A 22,230-nucleotide genomic window follows, 5' to 3' on the forward strand; every position below is an offset into this window, starting at 1 on the left:
TTAGGGCATCACCAGGCGCGGATCAAAATTAAAGGGTTCTGGCCCGCGTACCACCCATTTCAGGTCGAAATCGGGATGCTCTGGATTCACGAGCATATTCTGCTCGGTCGGCACGATGACGCTAGGCACCAGCACAGCCGGAGCATCCTTGCTTGCTGCCCATGCCTCACCCCAGGCCCGGGTCGCTTCCAGATTGGTCGCCCAGTCTTCCGGAAGGTTGGTTGCCGCAGTCACCGCGTTGTCCGGCAGCTTCGCTTCCCAAAAGACGAACTCGCGCGATACCTTTCCCTGACGCAGGTGGACCAGCACCTCCAGGGCGCTGAGCGACAGCACCTCCGCCAGATAAACCATGCGGCAGCCGGGAGGATTCCAACGGCCTCCCGCATAAAACGCACCCATTCCGCCAAATGCATCCTTCACCGCCGAGGCGAAGGGTTTCGTCCCAAGTCTAAAGCCACGCATGTCGTTTACTGGAAGACGCCATGGGCGAGGCCGAGCACGTAGCCGTGGACTTGATCGTAGCCGATGTCGGTATCGACGAGCTCCAGCATGGCAGCCCCGCCGAAAGCCGGCGTGGGTTCGCTCAACCAGGCGCCTGCAGCCTCGTCCGTCGCATACAGGATACGCGCGAGGTGGTGCAGACGGGCAGCTCGCAACACCCGCTCCGACTCAACGTGGCCGAGGTGCGCACCGTCTTTCTTCTTACGGTTGACCGTACGGATCGAGAGCCCAAGCTTGTCGGCAAAAGCCTCGCGCGAGAGGCCATAAGTCTCCGCCACCGCGTCAAACACAGCAGTCGAAATCCCCGCGCGGATTAGATTGATCTGCTCCTTGGGCGACAGTTCCACCAGTTCTTGAATCGCGCTCATGAGGTCAACCTAAGACAGATGTCTTATTTTTCAAGTCAAATCGCCCAATTCCTGCTGATTGTAGATCACCACTCGCCGCCCGTGGAGCCACCTCTGGCGGGCGGTTTTGTCCATTTGGAGAACGTAGCTTGCCGCTCCCTCTATTCGGCGTGATAATCGGAGGATGAAAAAGATCTTCTGGTTGTTGATGGGATTGTTTAGCCTACCTTTCATGCTTAAAGCCGAGCCACTTTCCAAGGGTGCCGAAGCTCCGGCGCTGCAAGTGACCACGCACGAGGGCAAGACGCTCGACCTTGCCGAGGCCTATGCCGAAGGCCCCGTGCTCGTCTATTTCTACCCGAAGGCCGATACGCCCGGCTGCACGGCCCAGGCCTGCAACCTGCGCGACCACTTCGAAGCCGTGAAAGACGCCGGCATCACCGTGATCGGCGTCAGTGCCGACGGCGTGGACGCCCAAAAGGCCTTCGCCGAGAAATACCACCTGCCCTTTACCCTCGTGGCCGACCACGACAAGAAGCTTGGCAAGGCCTTCGGTGTCGACTCGATTATGGGCCGCGTCTTCTCGCGCCAGTCATTCCTCGTCGTCGACGGCAAGGTCGTGTGGAGCGACCTCAAGGCCACGCCCGATTCCCAGGCCCAGGACGCCGTCGCCGCCCTCGAAAGCTACCGCAAAGAGCACCACAGCTGAGGCTCCCCCCTTGCAGCGTGATCTTTCTCTAAGCCGCCTCGATTGCCGGGGCGGTTTTTTCGTGCGCAGCGGCCCGCTGCTGGCCACGTTGCCAAAGCAGTCGACCGGCCCAGATCAGCAGGAAGTAGCCGAGGGCAACAGTCGCCACCGCCCCCGAAGTGGTCGTATCGAGCCATACGGCGAGGTGGAAGCCGCTGATCGCATATAGCGCCGACAGTAGAACGCTGACCAGCAGCACGTGCGGCAGGCGACTCGCCACCAGCAACGCGCTCGCGCCCGGGATGATCAGCATGGCGATGACCACGATCGGCCCGACTGCCTCGAAGGCGCTGACGATGACGAGCGAGAGCACGAACATCATGCCGTAGTGGAAGGTCTTGGGCTTGAGGCCCAGCGAACGCCCCAGCCCAGGGTCGAAGGTATTGACCACCAGCGGACGATAAAACGCCACGATCAGCGCCACCAGCCCGAGCAGCACCAGCCCCATCCGTACCAACGGCACAGTCCCCAAGGGCAGCCCCAGGAACTCTACCGGGTAGAAGAGCGGGATAAACTCCAGCTCGCCATACAGCACGCAGTCCGCATCCAAGTCGATCTGGTCGGCAAAGACGGCAATCGCCAGCACCCCCAGCGCAAAGAAGCTGGAAAAGGTGATGCCCATGGCGGCGTCGGCCTTCACGCGACTGCTCTTGTGGATGTATTCGACCAGCAGCACCGTGAGGATGCCCGCCACCGCCGCCCCGATGAACATCGGCAGTGTCGCCCGGGAGCCCGAAATGAAGAACGCCGCCACGATGCCCGGCAACAGGCTGTGGCTGATCGTATCGCCCATCAGCGCCATGCGACGCAGGAGCAGAAAGGTGCCGATGAGCCCGCTGGCGGCCGAGACGAAGAACGCCATCAGCACCATCTGCAGACTGCCGGCAAAGTCGATCTGCCAAGGCTCCACGAATACACGTTGAAAATCGAAGGCGGGAATCAAGTCCATGGCATCAATGGGTATGCGGGTGCGGATCGAGGTCTTGACGCCCCGGGATCAGCTTGCCGTGGGGGTCGCGCGAAGGGTAGTCGAGTCGACGTTCGAGCTGCCGCACCACGTCGTCGCCCAGGATGTGCTCGATAATGTCGGCATCGTCGTGCACGTGGTCGGACTGGATGGAGGCCGCGTGCGTCAGGTAGAGCTCCCAGAGGCGGTGGTTGCGCACGATGCGGCAAGCCTCCTCCCAACCCTTTGGGGTCAGCATCAAACGGCGCTGGTCGACCATGCCGCCCGCTTGCGAAGCGTCGAACGTAGCCAATCCCGCCTGCAAGAGCTGCCGCACGTCGTGCTCAGCATCGTTGAGCGACTGGTTGCGGCGCTGCGCCAGCTCCCCCAGCGTGACGGCAGCATGAGCAAAGTCGGCGTTCTCGCGCACCTGGAAGATCGCCTTGAGCGTGTTCTCGCGCTGGATCTTGCGGTCGCGGTGGAAACGGCGAACCAGTCGCGGAACCACCCCGTGGTGCGGGCCGAAGAGGAACGCCACGATAAAGACCAGCGTGGCGGAGAGCACGATCAGCGGCCCCGTCGGCAGGCTGTTTTCGAGGAATGACAGGAAGGCGCCCAAGATACCCGAAACGAGCCCGAAAGCCGCCGCCAGCCACAGCATCCGGTGCATGCGATCGGTCAAAAGGTAGGCCGTCGCCGCCGGAGTGATCAGGAGTGCCGAAACGAGCACGATGCCCACCGCCTGCAGCGACACGACCACCGCAAACGTGAGCAGCAGCATCACGAGGTAGTGGAACACGCCCGCGGGCAGGCCCAGTGCGCGCGCAAAGTCCATGTCGAAGCTCGTTGCCAGCAGCTCCTTGTAGCAGAGCAGCACGAGCAGCACCGCGAGGCCGGTGACGGTGGCGATCAGCACCACGTCGCCCTGCCCCAGTGCAGCCGCCTGACCGAAGAAAAACTTGTCGAGGCCCGCCTTGTTGCCCTCCGGCAGGTTCTGGACCATGCGAACGAGCATGATACCCGCGCCGTAAAACCCGCCCAGCACCAGCCCGAGCGCGGCATCTTCCTTGAGCAGCGTGGTCCGCCGCACGAGGTTAGTCAGCAGCGTGCCAATCAAGCCCACCACCACCGCGCCGACGAAGATCGCCAGCGGGTCTTTGGTCATGTTCCACATGAAGCCGAGCGCGACCCCCGGCAACACAGCGTGCGAGAGCGTGTCGCCCATCAGCGAGAGCTTGCGCACGAGGATGAAGCTGCCCATGAGCCCGCAGGAGAGCCCGAGCAGACCACAGCCGACCACGACGTAGCGCACGCTCGCGTCCTGAAAACTCAGGAAACGCAGCGCCTGGTCTTGCCAGTTCACGTCGGTCAGGTCGCCGATCTTCGCGCCCCAGAGCAGCGCGGGCAGCAGCAGCCATAAGCCGAGAAGGAAAATGCGTCGCCGGGACATACTAACCGCGCAGGTTGGTTTCGCGGGAGCGCGTATCAGCCACGGAACTGAGGATCGTGAGCCGCCCGCCGTAGGCCCGCTGCAGATTTTCCTCCGTAAAGACGTCTTCCGTCTTCCCATAGGTGACGAGGCGCATGTTGATCAGCACCAGCCGGTCGAAATAAGTCTGGGCAGTCGGCAAGTCGTGGTGCACCACGAGGATCGTCTTCCCGCGGTCGCGCAGCTCGCGCAGGATTTCGATGATGGCCGATTCCGTCGCCGCATCCACCCCAACAAACGGCTCGTCCATGAAGTAGAGGTCGCTCTCCTGGGCGAGGGCGCGCGCGAGGAAGACCCGTTGCTGCTGGCCGCCGGAAAGGTTCGCGATCTGGCGGTCGGCGTAAGGCAGCATCTTGACGCGATCGAGACAGGCGCGGGCGATCTCGATATCGTCCTTGCCCGGGCGGCGGAACAGGCCGAGCCGCCCAAAGCGACCCATCAACACCACATCGAGCGCGTTGACCGGGAAGTCCCAGTCGACGCTCTCCCGCTGCGGCACGTAGCCGATGCGCGTCACGGCCTTCTTGAAGGGCAGGCCGAAAAACTTCACCCAACCGCTACTGGCCGGCACGATGCCCATGCAGGCCTTGATCAGTGTCGATTTGCCCGCGCCGTTGGGGCCTACGATGCCCACGAGTTGCCCGGCCGGCACCTGCAAGTCGATCCCGTAGAGCACGGGTTTCTTGCGGTAGGCGACCGTGAGGTCGTGGATTTCGAGCGGCGGCGCTCCGCTTTGCGGGGCAGAGGCGGCGGGGTTGGCGGTATCAGCGCGCGAAAAGAGCATAGGCGGTAACGGAAACGGCAGCGCGGCGGCTATTTGAGCGCGTCCACGATGGTGTTGACGTTGTGTTTGATCATGCCCCGGTAGGTTCCGAGGTCATATGTCTCGCCGTGGGCCTCGGCCATGTCGCCAAGGGTGCCCAAGGCATCGGAAAAGAGTTCGCCGCCGACCTTCGCCCCCGAGTCTTCGCTGACGCGGCGGATCGTGCGGGGCGAGACCGAGCTTTCGACAAAGATGGCGGGGATCTTCTTGTCGCGGATGTAGTCGATCAACCGCGCCACGTCGGCCAGCCCGGCCTCGGTCACGGTCGAGATGCCCTGCACCCCGATCACTTCAAAGCCGAAGGAGCGGCCAAAATAGTTGTAGGCGTCGTGGCTCGTGATGAGGACGCGGCGCTCGGGCGGCAGCTCGTCTACGCGGCCCTGCGCCCAGGCGTGCAGCGCGTCCAGCTCGGCCTCGGCCCGCTGGCCGCGCTCGCGGTAGGCGGCAGCATTGGCGGGGTCGGCCTTGGCAAAGGCCTCCACGACGGCGGGCACCGTGCGCTTCCACAGCAGCGGATCGCCCCAGATATGCGGGTCGGGATGGCCTTCAAAAGCCTCTGGATGCAGCCGCAGATCCTCCGGGACCGCTTCGCCAATCGCAGCCACCGGCCGCCCGGAGCCCTCCATCACCCGCAGCACATCAGTCATGCGCCCTTCGAGGTGCAGCCCGTTGAAGAGCACCACATCGGCCCGGCGCAGCGCCACGATGTCGCGACGGGTCGGCTTGTAAAGGTGCGGGTCGACGCCCGCGCCCATCAACGCTTCGACTTCTACGGCATCTTCCCCCACCTGACGGGCGAGATCGGCCACCATCGTCGTCGTGGCGACCACTTGCAGCTTGGCCGCCAGGCCCGGAGCCAGCACACCCAGCAGGGCCGCCAGACCCAACAGCCTTCCAATCCAAAATACGCTTGCTCGCATCAAGCCCTAATCAAGCAGCAACGAAAGCCCTTTTGCAAGCGGTAGCGGAAAGTATTTTGATGAATCAAAATAGCGAATCGAGCAAACGCCCGCTGACTGAAACTAGAGACTTCCCCCTTCCATACGCCGATACAGCTCAAAGTACCGATGTCGCCCATATAGGTCGAGCAGACGAACCTCCTTCTGCCGCTCATCGATTTCAAAAAGGATCAGATGCCCTTTCCATTTCAGGTAGCCGGTGCCGGGTACACGTGGCCGACTAAAAGCGGAGGGTGCACTGCCCAAAACGGAACGGCAGTGTAGCTCCAGTTCGGCAAAATACTGCTTTGAGTGCGCATCGCCCCACTGTTTGCGGGAATAGAGCACTTCTTTCCGCAACTCAGCGATGAATTCGTCGGAAAGCGAGACCCTATATGTGCTCATCGTCCGCACTCTCCAAGGCTTCGTTGACTGTCGCCGCGAAGGCACTGAAGTCGTGGAAATTGCGGTAACGCCCTTTTTGGCGCTCTTCTTCGATCAGTTCAAAAGCACGATCCATCACCTCTTCCTCGGTGGGGCGGGCGAAATACTGATGCAGGGCCGCTTCCACCACTTCGCTGGCCGAGCGGTAGCGCCCGGCCGCGATCCGGCGGCGGATCTGTTCCTCCAACTGCGGCGGCAAATCGACCTGCATGCCCGAAACCTAGCGAAAGTGGGGGGCGTCGTCAATGCGGTGAGGAAGCTCCGGAACCGAATCTTGCCAATCGGCTTTGGGCCACCAAAATACGGAGGATGATGCCGCGTTGCGTTCGCTACCTGATGATCCTGGCCGGGCTCTGCCTCGCCCTGCCCTTGCGGGCGGCGGAGTGGCGGGAGACCCAGGACCTGCCAACCGTGCTGCAGGAGGCCCAAGCCAAGGGCCGCTACGTCTACCTTGCCTTTCTCGGGCTGGAGTGGTCGGTCGCGAGTCGCAAATGGTGGCAGGAAGTCGGTCAGCAGCCGGAGTTTCTGAAGTTTGCCGACGAACGCATGATTCTCGTGCTGGCCAACGGCACCGCGCGCAAGCTGCCCAAGGAGGAGGAAGCCGCCTACCAGGCCCTCGTGCAGCATTACGACGTGCAGGCCTACCCCGCGTTTTACATCCTCGCGCCCGATGGCTCGGTGCTGTTGCAACACGGCACCACCCCGGCCAGCCCCGCCCAATACCTCCAGGCGCTCGACACCCTGCTCGTTCCCCTTTCGCCCCAGTAGGCACCGCATGGCGACTCCCACTTCCACCGTCGAAGATTACCTGAAGGAGATCTACCTCGCGCAGGAGCGGCAGGGCGACCGACCCGTCGCAATGGGCGAAGTGGCGCGCAGCCTGGGCGTCGTGCCCGGTACCGCCACCGCCATGATCAAGAACCTCGCACGCCGCGGCTGGGCCGAGTATTCCCCCCGCGTGGGGGTGCGGCTGACGGACGACGGCGAGGCGATGGCACTCAACATGATCCGCCGCCACCGCCTGCTGGAACTCTTCCTCGTGAAAACGCTCGGGCTCGACTGGTCGGAGATCCACGAAGAGGCGGAGCAGCTCGAGCACGCCATCTCCGAGCGGGTGCTGGATGCGATGGACAATTTCCTTGGCCGCCCGACCACCGACCCGCATGGCGACCCGATCCCGAGCGCCAACGGCAAGATGCGCAAGCGCAAGCTGGTGGCGCTGCACGAGTGCCCGGTGGGTGAAAGCGCCAAAGTGGCCCGCATCACCGATCAGGACAGTGATTTCCTGCAATTCGTTGAAGTCCAGGGGCTCAAACCCGGCACCGAGCTGACGGTCAAGGGTCGCCTGCCCGGTGCCGACGCTACCACGATCGAACTCGGCACGACCACCGTCACCCTCGGCACCCGCGCGGCCGAGAAGATCCTCGTGGAAGTACAGTAGTTCGGGCCGTCGCCCAAGAAAAAGGCGACTCCGTCTCCGAAGCCGCCTGAAGTGGTAAACTATCGCCCGGATCAATCCGGCATTTCGACGCGGCGGGGCCCGCCTTCGAGGCGTTGCTGTTCGAGGTGCTCTTCGCGCGAGATTTCGCCGCTGAGGCGGGCACCGAGCACCAGCAGGCAGGGCGTCAGTACGAGCGTCAGCACGGTGGCGAAGGCCAGGCCGAAGGCGATCGAGGTCGAAAGCTGCACCCACCATTGGCTCGACGGCGCGTTGTAGCTGACCTTGAAGTTCACGAAGTCGATATTGAGCTTCAGCACCATCGGCATCAGGCCGAGAATCGTCGTCACGGTCGTCAGCATCACCGGGCGCAAACGTTGCGCGCAGCAGCGCAGCGCCGCCTCAAAGCTGTGGAGGCCGCGTTTGTGCAGGCTGTCGAAGGTGTCGATGAGCACGATGTTGTTGTTGACCACGATACCCGCCAGCGCGATGACCCCGATGCCGTTCATGACCACGCCAAAGGGCTGGTGCGTGATGAGCAGGCCGAGGAACACCCCGATGGTCGAAAACAACACCGCCAGCAGGATCAACAGCGACTGGTAGATGCTGTTGAACTGCGTGACGAGGATGATGAACATGATCGCCATGGCGACGAGGAAGGCCTGCGAGAGGAACGCCATCGACTCGGCCTGGTCTTCGTTCTGGCCGCGGAAGCGCACGCTGAGGCCCTCCGGGATGTCGTAGTTCTGCGCCCAGTCCTGCAGCTCGCGCACCTTCGTGTCGGTCAGGTAGCCCTCATCGACATTGGCGGTCACGCGGAGCACCCGGCGGGCGTCGACGCGTTCGATCTGGCCGACTTTCTCCGCCGGGGCGAAATCGACGAAGTTCTTGAGCGGCACGACGCCTTGGGTGGTCGTCACCTTGAGGTTGCCGATCTCGGTCAAGTGGCGGTTGCCTTCGGGGAAGCGGACGCGGATATCGACCTCGTCGTCGGCATAATCCGGGCGGTAAGTGCCCAGCATGAGGCCATTGGTAACAAACTGCACGTAGCTGCCCACCGTCGCGATGTCGGCCCCGTAACGGGCGGCTTCCGAGCGGTCGACCAACACCTGCCACTCCACACCGGGCACCGGGCGGCTGTCGTCCACGTCTTTCAGGCCCTCGGTCGTTTCGAGGATGCCGCGCACGGTGCGCACGGCCTGTTCCAGCAGCTCGGGGCTGTGGCTGGAAAGCTCGATCTGCACGTCCTTGCCCTGGGGCGGGCCGGCCTCGGCCGCCTGTTGCTCCACCACCACCCCGGGGATGCCCACGAGGAAGGGCTTTACGTTGGCCAAGATACTCTCCCATTGGGCCTGCTGCCCGGAAACGCCGTCGCCAAAGTTCAGGTAAACGCGGCCGACCAAGGTATTTTCTTCCAACAGGCCGCCATCCGGCACCGGGCCCATGCGGTAGGAGACGAAGCGGATCTCGTCCGTCTTCTCCAGCGCAGCCTTCAGGTCTTTAAGAATTGCGCCATCACTCTGCAGCGAGCCGCCCTTATCGGTGCGGACGACGCGGATGTGGCCGCGCGCCGCTTCGCCTTCCGGCTCCACAAAGGAAATCGAGAGGTTCTCGCGCTCTTCCATCACCTCGCGGGCCGCTTCCTTGAGCTGCGCCCAGGTGTAGGTGGGCGGCGGAGACGCCTCTTCACCTTCCTTGGCAGGAGGCACAATCGGCTTTCTCATCATCTTCTCGAGCAAGTTACGGTTGTCGACTACGCCAGGGATCAGCGTCATGTCGCCGATCATCTTTTCGCCCGTCTGCAACTGAGAGCCGCTTTCGATCAGAGAGCCTGCCACCGGGCGCACCAGCGCGATACGGTCGACCAGCCCTTGCAGGTTGCGCTCGAGGCGGGTACCGCCCAGCGGCACGCGGCTGCGCACCGCCAAGCCAAGGTCGTAGCCCTCGGCGGCGGGGATCGTCTCGTAGGCAAAGTCCGTAATGCCGTTGGAGCGCAGCTCGATTTCGCGCAGGAGGGCAAAGCCGGTCTGGCGCTGGTCCCAATCGAGGAAATTGAGCTGGATGAGGCCGTGGGTGTCTTCCGTGACGCCGTCGCCCGTGAGGCTGATGCCAGAGCGGGCCACCACCGACTCGATGCCGGGCACTTGCGCGATCCGGCGCTCCACTTCCTGCACCTGGCGGTCGATCTCGTCGATCGAAAGATTGCCGCGCGTACGGACTTTGATCGTCGCCGTCTCCGGGTCGACGTTGGGGAAGAATTCCACGCCCTTGCCAAAGGTAAAGTAGATCGGAATGACCAGCAGGAAGAGCAGGATCATGCCGAACAGGATCTTGACCGGGTGGTGCAGCGCACGATTGAGCACGCGCACGTAGGTGCCCGTGAGGCCGCCGATGGAGAGGATGTCGCCACCCTCCGCCGCCGCGAGCGACTTCATTTGCGCCTCGCTGGCCGGGCCGGGCTTACCCCAGAAGGAGCCCATCACCGGCACGAAAATAAGGGCCATCACGAGCGAAGCCGAGAGTGTGGCGATGAGCGTGATGGGCAGGAACTTCATGAACTCGCCCACGATGCCGGGCCAGAAGAGCAGCGGCATGAAGGCGGCCAGCGTCGTGGCGGTCGAGGAAATGATCGGCCAGGCCATGCGTTGAGAGGCGATGGCGTAGGCCTCCTTGCGGTGCAGACCCTCGTTCATCTTCCGGTCGGCCAGCTCCGTCACCACAATGGCGCCGTCGACGAGCATCCCCACCGCCATGATCAGCGAGAAGAGCACGATCATATTGACCGTTAGCCCCATGAAATAAAGGATGAGAATGCCAGCGAGGAACGAACCGGGGATCGCGATGCCCACCAGCAGACCGCCCCGGATGCCGAGCGCGATGATGCACACCACCATCACCAGCAGGATCGCGCTGATGACGTTGTTCTGCAGATCGAGCAACATGCTGCGGATGTCGTCGGACTGGTCTTGCGAAAACGTGACCTCCATGCCTTCGGGCCAACGCGCACTCTCCTGCTTCACTACCTCACGCACCTGGTCGACCGCGCTGACGAGGTTTTCGCCCACGCGCTTTTTCACGTAGAGGTTGAGCGCGGGCTGCCCGTTGAGGCGCGAAAAGCCGTCCGGGTCCTTGAAAGTCGGGCGCACCGTGGCGATGTCGCGCACGCGGATCACCGTATCGCCCACCGTTTTGATCGGCAGATTGAAAAACTCCTCCGGCGCCTCGAAGAGGCCAGGGACCTTCACCGGCAGCCGGCCCGTGCCGCTGTCGAGGTCGCCCGCAGCCACCAGCACGTTGTTGCGCGAAGCGGCCTGGCCGATTTCGTTGAGGTTGAGCTGGTAGGTGTCGAACATCAGCGGATCGACCACGATCTCGACCACTTCTTCGCGCAGGCCGCCGATGTCGACTTCGAGCACTTCGGAAATGCCTTCGATCGCGTCGCGCAAGTCCTTGGCCGTGCGGACGAGCTGGCGCTCGGGGATGTTGCCGGAGAGCGAGACCACGACCACGGGCATGAGGGCGAGGTTGACTTCGTTGACCGTCGGCTCGTCGGTCTCTTCCGGCAGCTCGGCCTTGGCGATGTCGACCGCCTCCCGCACGTCCTGCAGGGCGGTGTCGATGTCCATCCCGGCCTGGAATTCGAGCATGACGTTGGCACCGCTCTGGTAGGCGGTGGCGGTCATTTCCTTGAGCCCGTCCATGCCGCGCAGCTCTTTTTCCATCGGCCGGATCAGCATGCGCTCCGCGTCTTCGGGCGAGATGCCCTCGTGGTGCATGCTGACGTATACGATCGGGATCGTGATGTCGGGCTGCGACTCCTTGGGAATGGAGACGTAGGCAATGGTACCGGCCACGAGGACCAGCAGGAAGACGAGCATCACCGTGCGCCCACGCGAGAGGACGCCTGAAATTATCTGGTTCATAGGAGCGAGGTAGGCCCGGCGAGCGGGCGAGATGAGACCCTATTGAAGAAAGGCGGTATTTTCCGCCTCAGGCTCTACGAGGTCACCTTCCTTGGTGAACCCTTGGCCCGAGGTGATAAGCTGGATCTGGTCGGGCAGGCCCGTGACCCAGATCGCATCGGGGGTGGAGCGGACGAGGTCGGCCTCGACGAAGCGCACCCGCTGCTCGTCGTCGACGTACTTGACGCCGAAGCGCCCGTCGTCGTCGATCGACACGTAGGCGATGGAGACGCGGTGGGCGGGCACCCGATCGGTCTCGATCACGATTTCGGCCGATTGGCCGGCGGGGATGCGCAGGTCGGAATTCGGCACCGTCAGCTCGACCGTAAAGGTGCGGGTCTGCGCATTGGCGAGGGCCGAGACATACGTGATCTCGCCCTGCACGCGGCGTCCGCCGGGCAGCACCGCTGCGGCCGACTCGCCCTCGTGCACCTGATTGATCTGCAGCTCCGTCACTTCGCCACGCACCACAATGGGGTCGAGCTCGAGCACCTGGGCCACCTGATCGCCCACGCCCACGTAGTCGCCCACTTCGACAAAGCGCTCCTGAAAGATGCCGGCGAAGGGAGCCTTGACCGTCGTCTTGCCGAGGTCGAGCTGCAGCGCCTCCAGCTCTTGCTGCGCCTGGCGGAAGGTCGCCCGCGCCTGCGCCACACCAGACTCCGCCGTCAACGAACGCTCGGCCAGCCGCTGGGAGGCCTCGTATTGCAAGCGGGCCTGCTCCAGCGAAGCCTCTGCGCGCGCCACACGGGCCGCACGATCTTCGGGCGAAAGCCGGGCGAGCACGGTGCCCGCCTCGACGCGGGAGCCTTCGGCCGCCGGCGTCTCCTGGACCTGCCCCGGCGTCTCCGCCCGGATGGTCACCGCGCGATTAGCCGCAGTGTAACCAGCGGCGCGGATTTCACGGGCGATTTCTTCGGCTTGCAGTTCCACCACTTTTACCTTCATGATGGGAGGAGCTTGGGTATCGCCCAGTGGACCTTCTGCGGCAGGGGCTCCCCCACCGCAACCGGCATACAATAAAGTCAAGGCAAGGCCAGCGACAGCCAACAAGACACGGTTTGAAGAGATGCGAGCCTTCATACTAGTTTGAAACAAATGATCGTTTGAATCACCGAGGATAGGACGAGCCGGGGAAAAATCAATGGTAGAGACCGAGAAAGTGCAAGCAGTTCGTGGTACCGTCATGCTTCTTGAAGCCCAGCGCGGCTTCCACGCAGGAAAAAACAAAAAAACGCAGATTTTCTAAAATAAGCCTTGCACAGGACGATCTATCATGTAGGTTAAGCATCAAGAAATTTCCCGTAAGGGAGTTTTGGGGTAACATATAAGGAGTAGTGAAATAGAAAATAATGGCTGGTAGTCTAGGGGTAGACTACCAGCCTTCTTAATTTTAAAGCCGGAGAATCGAGGCACGGCGGGTGCGTGCAAATCTCCGACTGCCACGAGACGATGGGGATGCCGAGAGCACCCAAGGCAGTAGCGCAAAAGCCCTCTAAAACGGCCCTGGGCTCTGAACGCGCCTGGATGAAGCGCAGCGAGGCTCCTTTACGACAACGGCTCTAGTAAGCCGGGATCCACTTTTCCAGCAGCTGGCGCAGCGTTTCGATCTGCACGGGCTTGCTGATATAGTCGTCCATCCCCACGGCGAGGCAGCGGTCGCGATCGCCTTCCAGGCGGTGGGCCGTCATGGCGACGATCGGGCGCAGGTGTTCAGGGTCGTGCTCTTTGCGGATGCGGCGGGCCACTTCAAAGCCGTCGATGTCCGGCAACTGGCAGTCGAGCAGCATCAGCTGGTGGCGGCCTTCCTTCCAGCGCTCGATCCCTTCCCGGCCGCTGCGCGCAATGTCCACGCTGTAGCCGAGCTTGTTCAGGATCAAAGTGGCGACGCGCTGGTTGACCTGGTTGTCTTCCACCACGAGGACGCAGCCCCGGGCGTGGCCGTTGGCCGAAGGTGCCTCGACCATGATGGGCGGAATCGCCGGCGCTTCCTGCATCCGTGCGAGGCTCAGCTGCTGCAGGCGCTCGACCGTCGACTCCACCTCGGAAGCGTCCATTGGCGGGCCCTCCGGCAGCTCCACCTCAAAGAAAAAGCTCGTGCCCTTGCCCTCTTCGCTCTCGAACCACAGGCGCGCGTCCATCGCCTCCGCGATCTGGCGCGAGATCGCGAGGCCGAGGCCGGTCCCTTCGCTGCTATTGGCGCGGTGCGCCTGCTGGAAGGCCTGGAACAGCTTGCCCTGTTGCTCCTGCGGGATGCCGAGACCGGAGTCCTGCACCTCATAGACAATGCGGATACGGCCACGCGTGGGCCGTTCCAGTACGCAGCGCAGGGCCACGAAGCCGTAGGGCGTGAACTTGAGGGCGTTGCCCAACAGGTTGATCACGATCTGGCTGATCCGGGCGGGATCTCCCAGCGCCACGTGGTCGTCCGCCGGGGCCGGCAGTTCGAGATTGAAGGCGAGGCCACGCTGGCGGGCGTTGACGGTAAAGATCGAGGCAATCTGACGCGCCAGATCACCCGGCATGAAGGGCCGCTCGTCCAGCTCCAGCTTGCCTGCCTCCAGTTTGCTGTAGTCGAGAATGTCGTTGATGATCGCCAGCAGGACGTTCGAGCTCTGGTGGATGATGTCGGCGTACTCGCGCTGCGTGGCGCGCAGGTCGGACTCGCGCAACAGCTCGCTCGTGGCGATGATGCCGTTGAGCGGAGTGCGGATCTCGTGGCTCATGGTGGCCAGGAAGGTGCCTTTGGCCTGAGTCAGCTGCTCGGCCTTTTCCTTGGCTTCGGCCAGCTGCTGGGTGCGCTGCCGCACCTCGTGCTGGATGGCCTCGTGCCGCTGGAACATGGCCAGGCAAAGCAGCGAAAGCAGCGTGGTAAAGCCCACGCTGCCCAAAGTGATCGTCAAAGGGATCGACTCTTCAAACCACGGGATGTCGGGCATCTCGCCATCGAGCATCAGGCCCCAGGTGCGGCCCGAGCTGGTGATCTCGACCCAGTTGCAATAGGCGCTACGACACTCCGCCGGCGCAGGCTGGCTCTCCAGCGGCAGTACCTCGCCCGGCATCACGGCCGAGAGCAGGATGGGCGACTTTCGATCCGTCACATCGTAGGCGATGACGCGGTAGCCCTGCTCGGGGCGTTCCTTCAACAGGCCGAGCAACACGTCGTCGATCCGCAGCACGACAGAAAAGAGCGCCACCCGGCCCGTCGGCATCTCGTTCAGCTCCGCCAGGTCGGGCACCGCCTCGGTCGCAAGGTAAATCACCGCCCCACGTCGCCCGTCACGCTCCTGCACCAGCTCCATCGGAGGAGACATGCGCGACTCGCCCGCCACCAAAGTGCCAAAAATGGCTTCGCCCGCCTCCCGGTGGTGCAACACGTCCAGCCCGAGAGAAGCCATGTTGCCGTCGAGCGGGTAGGTATAGGCGATCGGCACATGTGCCTTCACCGGAGAAGCAGCAGCGGCGGCCTCGTCCTGCGGGCGGATATAAATACGGTAATGGCGCCCATAGAGGGCGCGCTCCTCCGCCTCAAAAGCCTCGACACCGTCTGGTGCGACGATTGGCATCCACGTCACCGCCTGCACATCGCGCACCGATTGATGGATGTCGGTCGCCAGATTGCGAAACAGCTCCGGCGGCAGCTCATGGTTTACGGCGTAGTGCCGGGCGAGCAGCTGGAGGTCTTGCGCGGCATTGTCGAGGCGCTGCTGCAGGCCCTTCTCGATCAGGCGCATCTCGCTCGCGTAGTAGGCCTCCTGCCGCTCCACATGCTGGCGGCAGTAGATCGCAAAAACGAGTGTCACGATGAGGATTGCCCCGCTGAGGAGACTGCCGAACGACAAGAGCCGGGTGGCCCATTCGTTGCGCGGCGTGCGGCTGAGGATCACCGCCAGCGGCAGCAACGCCACCAGACCCATCGTATCGCCTACCCACCACACGTTCCAGAAGTGCAGCGTCACGCCCGAGCGGTTGAAGACCATGAGCACGACGGCCACCCAGGTACAGCTGATCAGACCGCCGCCGGGCCCGGCCTTGAAGTAGAGTTCCAGCCAGTCCTTCGGGTTGCTGAGACGACCGCCCTTGACCATCAGGGGCCGCGTCCAGGCGTAGATGGCGGCCATCATCACGACGGGCCCGAGGGCCATCAGCGCGTATTCCAGAAAGTAATCCCACGGGCTCTCCTGCCACCGCGAGGGGATGTTGGTGATGTTGACCAGAAACTGCCCCAGGAACACGCCCGGCAGGATGCCGTAGCCATAGCGCATCACGCCGATCAAGGCGATGCCAGCCGCCGGCCAGAAAGGCGAAGGCAGGTTGGCAATGCCGAGCAGCCCCTGCGGGATCGTCAACCATAGGCTAGCCGTCCCTACCAACCAGTAGAGGATCCCGAGTGCTATGGCATGAGGTAAGAGGCGGCCCACCAAAAGATAAGATCGTTTCGATCCGTGCCCAATAAAGCCGGAGGTGAGAAATAATCAGTGGTTTTACCCTACATTTGCTGAAAACGCAGCAAATACTTATACTTTATAGTGAAACAGCTTACCCAAAAGCAAGATATACGCTATTACGTTACTGAACTTTCATCAAACGGCCCAGTCGGGTACTGTAAACGCACGCGTGGAGCGCCGCGCCGCCATGCCTTTGCAAGCCAGCAAGATAAGCGCGAATTTGCGGACCGTAACGCTCTATTAGATCGGATCCTTCGCCCGCAGTGAGATCCGTCTTCCAATCGACGAGCAATAATTCGTCCGGCTCCTCCAGCCAGCCCAGCCAGTCGATGATCCCCTCCATCGCGATCCCCCCGTCGGCGGGGTCGAGGAAGGGCACCTCGCAGCGTACCTGACGCGGGCGGTCGCCCAGCAAGGTCGCAAAGTCGCTCTGCTCCAGCAATTCCAGCTCGCGTTGGCCCCGCTCGGCATCCGGGCAGGCGGGCAAACAGCCCTCCCAATGTGCCCGCCAGGCCTCCCGCGCCTGCTCCCACGGCGTATGCTCCATCGTCTCGTGCCACCAGTTGCCGTAGGCCGTTGGGTCGAAGGGCACGGTGGCGGTTTCTTCGTCGAAATCGTTGGCCACCCGCCGCTCGCGCCGCGTCTCCTCGGGGGCCGCATGGTGGGCCAGCGAGCTGGGTAAAGTCCGCTGCCACCCCTCTGCGGCCGCCGCCCGGGCCTGTTCCAGCTCAAAGGACACCTCGGGCAGCTCCGGGGCTGGGGTGGGCGCGACGCGCGGCGGGGCAGCTTCGGCCACCGCCGCCAATTCCGTCGGCAAAGCCTGCCAGAGCTTCCGGTTTTCGCCCCCCAAGGGCACGCGTAGCAGGGCGCCGAGCGAACGGTCGGGCTTTTTCATCCACGCCTCGTCGTCGACAAAGACCAACGTCTGGCGCGCACGGGTGCAGGCGACATACAGCAAGCGCTCCAGCTCGCGCTCGCGACGCAGGTTCTTGTCGTCCTTCCAGTTATCCGGCTGCCAGTGCTTGGTCAGCGCCACCTGCGCGCCCTCCCGCGAATCCCAGAGCACGCGGGGGAAGCGGTCTTCCATGAAGCCGATGGGGCGGAAAAAATATGGCAGCACCACGGCGTCCCAGCCCAGCCCCTTGGCCTTGAAGCAGGTCAGCAGATTGCAGGCGGTCAGCTCTTCTCCCGCCTCAACCGCGGTACGCTCGACCCAGCTGCGCAACTTCGCCACCCACTCGGGCAAGGTCACGCGCTGCTCTTCGGCCTCTGCCGACTGGCGCAAGATCGCCTGCACGACGGCCTCGGCCTCCCCCGCCACCGATTCCGGCAGCGAAGCCAGCCGCTCGACCAGTTGCAGGCCCTCCAGCCAGCGGCGCACCCGCACATAAAGCGGCGCTTCCTCCAGCTCTTGCCAGCGCTGCCGCAGCGCCTCCAATACCTTGCCCACCGGGTGACCGATCCACGGCTGCGGTGCCTGCAGGCTCAGCGGGTGGACGGCGGGCCAAGTGCCGTTGCGGCGGAAGCGGCGGGTGTAGGTCGCAATCGCGTCGTCCGAAAAACCGAGGATTTCGCGCAGCAGGCCGTACATCTCAAACGCGTTGTCTGGATCGGCCAGCACTTCGAGCGCGGCCACCGTCCACGCCCACGCGGGCTGATCGCGGCGTTGCAGGCGCGTGGTGAGTAGCTGCACGGGCAACCCCCGGTGCTTCAGCTCGCGAGAGAGGGGGGTCAGCCACTCGTTGCGCGGGCACAGGATCGCCACCTGGCTCCAACTGCGCGCCCGCCATGCTTCGAGCCCCACCCCTTCCAGCCGGTCCACCAGCGCCCGGGCGTAATCGCGCTCCAGGTCCGGCTTTTCGTCTTCCGGCGCCGCGAGTTCCAGCCGCACGACCTGCCCCTCGTCCGCGTCCGGGCGGGCGTGCAGCGTGATGTAAGGCACCTGACTGCCCGGCTCGTCGCCACCCGCCAAAACGAGCGGCAAGAGAGCGTTCAGGCTGTCGACCACCGTTTGCTGGCAGCGCATCGTCACCTCAAAACGCAGCTCCTCGCCCCCGTCGTCGAGCAGGCGACGGTGCAGCGCGCGGTAGAAGCCCAAGTCGGCCCGGTCGCTGTAAATACTCTGCTGCGGGTCGCCCACCATGCAGAAAAAGCCGGCGCGCGGCCCCTGCCCTGCTCCGTCGGCCCAGCAATCGGTAGCGTCGGGCGCGCGGGTAATCTCGGTGAGGATGCGGAACTGCAGCGGGTCGGTGTCCTGCGCCTCGTCTAGCAGCACCCGCAGGCCCTGCTGGCGGATCTCCTTGACCGTCTCCGGGTGACGCACGAGCCGGAAGGCGAGCGAAATGGCGTCGTCGAAGCTCGCGCGGCCTCGGGCCAGCTTGAAGGCCTGAAAACGGCGCGCCAGCAACACCGCGAGTTGAAAGACCGCCTCCGTGTACCAGCCCTGCAAGGGAGCACAGGCCGCACGGGCGGCGCCCACGATCTCGCTGCCGCCGCTCGATACCTCCGGCAAGGGTAGCGACGGAGCCTCGCCGGGCGGCGTCTCCGGGTGCGCCAACAGCTCCAGCCAGCCCTCACGCCAGGCTCGCAACTGCTGCTTGTAGGCCTCCTGCGTCTCCTTTTTGCCACGCCCCCCGGCCGCCATCACCTCCTGCAAGTCGACGGGCGGCGGCGCGCCGAGCTGTTGCAGAGCCGCAACGGGATCGGGCGAAAGCGCCAGCACCTCCGGCGGCAGCTTCGGCGCGAGCCCAAACACCTCCGACACGGCTCCGAGCGCTGCCAAGGGCGCGCGCCAGGCCTCCGGGGCAGGCTCCAGCAGCCCGGCCACCTCACGGCGAAACGTCTCCCACAGCTCCTCGCTCTCGGCCTCCATCTCCAGTTGAGCCGGGAGGTTGAGCCGCCATCCGTGGAGCTGCACCAGACGCAGGCAAAAGCTATGGATCGTGCCGAAAAACGCCTGCCCCAGCTCACCCAGCGCACGCGGGCCGGATCCACGCTCGACGAGCGCATACTTGGCGCGCTGGTACATCTCGTCCGCCGCCTGCCGGGTATACGTCACCACCACGAGGTCGCGCAACGACTGGCCTTCGCGGGCCGCCTGCTCGGCCAGCGCCACGATGCGGTTGACGATCGAAGTCGTCTTGCCGACCCCCGCCGGGGCCAACACGGAAAAATTGCGGGCGTGCTCCGCCACAAAGCGGTCGCGCGCGGATTGGTCGACAAGCGGCAACATCAGGCGGGGCAGGCGAGGTTGGGGTGCGTGAGGGTCCATTTGGCCTGCACCACCCAGGGTGGCAGCGGCAGCAGGGCGAACGGGTAAGGCTCGGCAAAGCCCCAGCGCGCCCGCACCGGGCCCGTGAAGCCGAAAGTGCCGGTGCGTTGGATCGCGGCCAGCGTTTCAAGGACCGGCGCAAGGTCTTCCAGCTCGCCGGTATGGATCTGCACCACGTCGGAGACCTGCTCCGAGAGCAGCGAAACCCGCGTGGGCCCGACCGCCGGCGGCATCGCCAGCGCGTAGAGCAGCAGTTGCAGGCTATCGCCCTGGACGGCTTGCCTGGCCTTGAGCGCGGCACGGTTGCCCGTTTTGTAATCCACGATCCAGTATTCCGGACCGCTCGCGCTCTGCCGCTCGAGGATCAAGTCGACCTTGCCCGTGATCTGCAGGCGATGGCCCGCGAGCACCGCTGCGCTGCCGTCGGGCAGGCGAAACTCGGGCCGCGCCCGCCAATCGCCGCCAATCGAAGCCACCAAGCCCGCGCAGTAGGCGGCAATCCGAAGCGCCTCCTGCCAGACCGACGGCCACAGCTCAGGACGCGGGCGGTGCACCTTTTGCCAAGCCTGCTCGACGAACACCCGTTCCTGCTCCGCCAAGGTACGCACGCGCTCGGGCAACTGAGCGGAAAAATCGGGCGCGTCCTTGGCCGCATCGACTCCCTGCTCCAGCCAGCGGTGCACCCAGATGCCTCGCGCAAGGCCCTCGTCGGCCCGCTCGCGGTAGTGGCCCTTCGCCTCCAGCCCAAGGACCGATTGCATCCAGACCTGAGCGGGCGCCGACAGCACCTTCTCCCAATCGCGCGCACTCAACACCAGCGGCTCTTGCGGCGGGCGCGCGAAGCCACCGTCCCACTCGCCAAACGGCGTATCCATCCGCAGCCGGGCCACCTGAGCGGCCTGCGTGGCCGCCACCGGGGCCAACTCGACCACCGGCTCGGGGCCATGACCCAGCAACGGCTCCAGCCAGCGGCGGGCGGTCGTGCCTTGCTGGCGGTTCACCTCGGCATCTTCCCACAAGCGGCCTTCCTGGGCGTAGACAAGCTCCCAAAAGAGTTCGCCCGGCTGCAGCGGCTCGCCCACTTCGCGGTCGCGGTGCACGGTGCAGCTGGCGTAGGCACTTACAGTCGTATGGCGCAGCACTTCCAGCAAGCCCTCGCGCGCCAACACCCGACGCTCACCAAAGGTCGGCAAATAGCCCCGGTCGCCCAATAGCGCGAGCTGGCCCTCGCCCGCCCGGCCCATGCTTACCACCTCCTGGTTGAGGCGCTGGCGGTCCGCATCGGTTAAAAACGCGGCCTCGCGCTCCTGCGGCGGCCATTGACCGTCGGAAAGCCCGGCGAGGATCACGTGGCTAAACACCTGCCCGCCCGCCTCGCGGTAATCCAGTAGCTGGACGCGCGCAAAAGCATCGCGGCCCAAGGCTTGCCGCTGCCGGCCCGGCGTCCGCAGCGTCTCCGCCAGCCAGCGCAGGAAGGTGTCGCGCGGGCATGGCTCTTCGAGCTGGCGCAGCTCCTCGCAGGCCGTCGAAAGCTTTTCCAACCCCTGCGCCCAACCCAGTTGCTGCAAGGCCGCCGTCGACAGCTCGACGTAACGGGCCCAGGTCGCCTGATTCTCGAGCAAGGCCCACCCGTCGAGCGCATCCAGCAGCGTCTGGTCGTTACCGCGCAGGCGCAGCCATTCCAGCGTCACGGCAAAGTCGTCGCTGATGAGGGCTTCGATGGCGTTTTCCCAGCCCCGGTGCGCGCGCTTGAGGACCACGGGATCGAACTTCCCGAGGTCGGCCAAGAGGCGGAAAAACGCGTAGGCGTCATCGACCCGACGGTCCTGTTGCCAGGCCACCCAGTGGTTGAAGAGACGCTGCTCGGCACTCGCGGCCGCAAAAAAGCCAAACGTGTCGTGGTGCGGGATCTGGAGATCTTGCAGACGCTGGGCGACCAATCGCGCGAGGCCCTGCGTATTGGGCAGCAGCACGCCGATGCGCTCCGCTTCCGGCTCGGCCAAGGCCGCGACCACCTGACGCGCCACCAGATCGGCCTCCTGACTGAGGCTGCGGGCGACGTTCAGCTCCAACGGCACGGTGGTGGTAAGGCGTCCGCTCGTTTCCAAGGCCTCGACCAGCGGGGTGAGAGGACTGGTACGGGCCTCGCCGGTTTCGATCACGCTCGGCTCGCCCGCCAACGACTCCCACAAGCTCCACCAGACCTGCCCCCACGTGGTCTCCGCCGGGCGTGGAAAGACAAAAGTCACGTCCTGGGCCTGCCGAACGGCCCCGCGCAACAGCGTCTGCCAACGGTGATGCCCCGGCCCGAACCCCACCAGCAAGACGCGCCCGAGGCGAGGCTCCGCCGGGCGTTCCTCCGCAAAGGCCACCTCCGCTTTGGGGGTGGTGAGCAGGCCGATCTTGTCCAAAAGCTTCTCAAAACGCTCCGTCCACTGCTGTGCAAACGGGATGGAAAACGCCTCCGCGCCCCAACCGGCCGAAGCCAATTCGTCCCAGGCGGTCAACCAGGCGTCCGGTGAGGGCGGGATGCCCTCGACCGCGTCTGCCGGCAGCTCCGGGCGGGCCAGGGCGGCGAGCAACTGGAGGTCTTCCCGCGTAGCCAGCTTGCGCCCCTCGTACCGCGCACGCACGAGGTGGCGGCGCAGGTCGGAGGGGGTCCAGAATTGCAGGCCCACCGTGCCCACCCCTGCATCGAGCAGGCGCGTCTTGAGCGCAGCGGAGAGCGCGCGCGAGGGTGCCACCACCACATCGGGCCTCTTGGGCGGGGCGAGGCTCAGGCGATAGAGACGGCACCACGCCTCCACCACCGGCCAAAGGTCGTCGGCGTGATGAGCGGCATAGAATGCGGTGGAGGTCTCCATCTATATAGAGA

At 64.4% G+C, this 22,230-nt stretch carries 16 protein-coding genes; 3 read left to right on the forward strand and 13 right to left on the reverse strand.

Annotated features, from left to right (window positions below; all coding sequences use genetic code 11):
* Both Q7P63_09745 and Q7P63_09750 read right to left on the reverse strand, forming a co-directional pair.
* Window positions 1–462 (reverse strand): RES family NAD+ phosphorylase, encoded by a 462-nt coding sequence (locus tag Q7P63_09745; protein MDP0500370.1) that lies wholly within the window; start codon window positions 460–462, stop codon window positions 1–3.
* 5 nt (window positions 463–467) lie between these two features.
* Window positions 468–869 (reverse strand): DUF2384 domain-containing protein, encoded by a 402-nt coding sequence (locus Q7P63_09750; protein ID MDP0500371.1) that lies wholly within the window; start codon window positions 867–869, stop codon window positions 468–470.
* A gap of 211 nt (window positions 870–1,080) precedes the next feature.
* Between Q7P63_09750 and Q7P63_09755 the strand changes: the two genes are divergently transcribed.
* Entirely contained in the window at window positions 1,081–1,557 is a 477-nt protein-coding gene (locus Q7P63_09755; GenBank protein MDP0500372.1) for a peroxiredoxin, read from the forward strand.
* A 28-nt stretch (window positions 1,558–1,585) separates the two neighbouring features.
* On the opposite strand, the gene Q7P63_09760 is transcribed toward Q7P63_09755, so the two are convergent.
* From Q7P63_09760 to Q7P63_09785, 6 genes are all read right to left on the reverse strand, one after another.
* Window positions 1,586–2,545: a metal ABC transporter permease gene (locus tag Q7P63_09760; GenBank protein MDP0500373.1), complete on the reverse strand. Its 960-nt coding sequence runs from the start codon at window positions 2,543–2,545 to the stop codon at window positions 1,586–1,588.
* Window positions 2,546–2,549: 4 nt separating this feature from the next.
* Window positions 2,550–3,992: a metal ABC transporter permease gene (locus tag Q7P63_09765; GenBank protein ID MDP0500374.1), complete on the reverse strand. Its 1,443-nt coding sequence runs from the start codon at window positions 3,990–3,992 to the stop codon at window positions 2,550–2,552.
* Window position 3,993: 1 nt separating this feature from the next.
* Window positions 3,994–4,815 (reverse strand): metal ABC transporter ATP-binding protein, encoded by an 822-nt coding sequence (locus Q7P63_09770; GenBank protein ID MDP0500375.1) that lies wholly within the window; start codon window positions 4,813–4,815, stop codon window positions 3,994–3,996.
* A 29-nt stretch (window positions 4,816–4,844) separates the two neighbouring features.
* The gene (locus Q7P63_09775; protein ID MDP0500376.1) at window positions 4,845–5,774 is read right to left on the reverse strand and encodes a zinc ABC transporter substrate-binding protein; all 930 of its coding nucleotides are present in this window, start codon (window positions 5,772–5,774) and stop codon (window positions 4,845–4,847) included.
* Between the two features lie 102 nt (window positions 5,775–5,876).
* On the reverse strand, window positions 5,877–6,197 hold the full coding sequence (locus tag Q7P63_09780) for a type II toxin-antitoxin system RelE/ParE family toxin (protein MDP0500377.1): 321 nt from the start codon (window positions 6,195–6,197) through the stop codon (window positions 5,877–5,879).
* Entirely contained in the window at window positions 6,184–6,447 is a 264-nt protein-coding gene (locus Q7P63_09785; GenBank protein ID MDP0500378.1) for a type II toxin-antitoxin system ParD family antitoxin, read from the reverse strand. The genes Q7P63_09780 and Q7P63_09785 overlap by 14 nt, the downstream gene beginning before the upstream one ends.
* Window positions 6,448–6,548: 101 nt before the next feature.
* Here Q7P63_09785 and Q7P63_09790 point away from each other — a divergent pair, with 101 nt between their 5' ends.
* Complete coding sequence (locus Q7P63_09790) at window positions 6,549–7,004, forward strand: hypothetical protein (GenBank protein MDP0500379.1); 456 nt, start codon at window positions 6,549–6,551, stop codon at window positions 7,002–7,004.
* A 7-nt stretch (window positions 7,005–7,011) separates the two neighbouring features.
* A complete protein-coding gene (locus tag Q7P63_09795) occupies window positions 7,012–7,677 on the forward strand; it encodes a metal-dependent transcriptional regulator (GenBank protein MDP0500380.1) in 666 nt (221 codons plus the stop codon).
* A 71-nt stretch (window positions 7,678–7,748) separates the two neighbouring features.
* Here Q7P63_09795 and Q7P63_09800 read toward each other — a convergent pair whose 3' ends face one another.
* The 5 genes from Q7P63_09800 to Q7P63_09820 form a co-directional block, all read right to left on the reverse strand.
* Entirely contained in the window at window positions 7,749–11,597 is a 3,849-nt protein-coding gene (locus Q7P63_09800) for an efflux RND transporter permease subunit (protein ID MDP0500381.1), read from the reverse strand.
* 39 nt (window positions 11,598–11,636) lie between these two features.
* Window positions 11,637–12,584 (reverse strand): efflux RND transporter periplasmic adaptor subunit, encoded by a 948-nt coding sequence (locus tag Q7P63_09805; protein ID MDP0500382.1) that lies wholly within the window; start codon window positions 12,582–12,584, stop codon window positions 11,637–11,639.
* 614 nt (window positions 12,585–13,198) lie between these two features.
* Window positions 13,199–15,985: a response regulator gene (locus Q7P63_09810; GenBank protein ID MDP0500383.1), complete on the reverse strand. Its 2,787-nt coding sequence runs from the start codon at window positions 15,983–15,985 to the stop codon at window positions 13,199–13,201.
* A gap of 220 nt (window positions 15,986–16,205) precedes the next feature.
* Complete coding sequence (locus Q7P63_09815) at window positions 16,206–19,316, reverse strand: UvrD-helicase domain-containing protein (protein ID MDP0500384.1); 3,111 nt, start codon at window positions 19,314–19,316, stop codon at window positions 16,206–16,208.
* Entirely contained in the window at window positions 19,316–22,219 is a 2,904-nt protein-coding gene (locus Q7P63_09820) for a PD-(D/E)XK nuclease family protein (protein MDP0500385.1), read from the reverse strand. Before Q7P63_09820 ends, Q7P63_09815 begins: the two co-directional genes overlap by 1 nt.
* Window positions 22,220–22,230: the final 11 nt, after the last annotated feature.

The sequence above is a fragment of the Verrucomicrobiota bacterium JB022 genome (assembly GCA_030673845.1).
In the GTDB taxonomy this organism is placed as follows: Bacteria; Verrucomicrobiota; Verrucomicrobiia; order Opitutales; family Oceanipulchritudinaceae; genus WOUP01.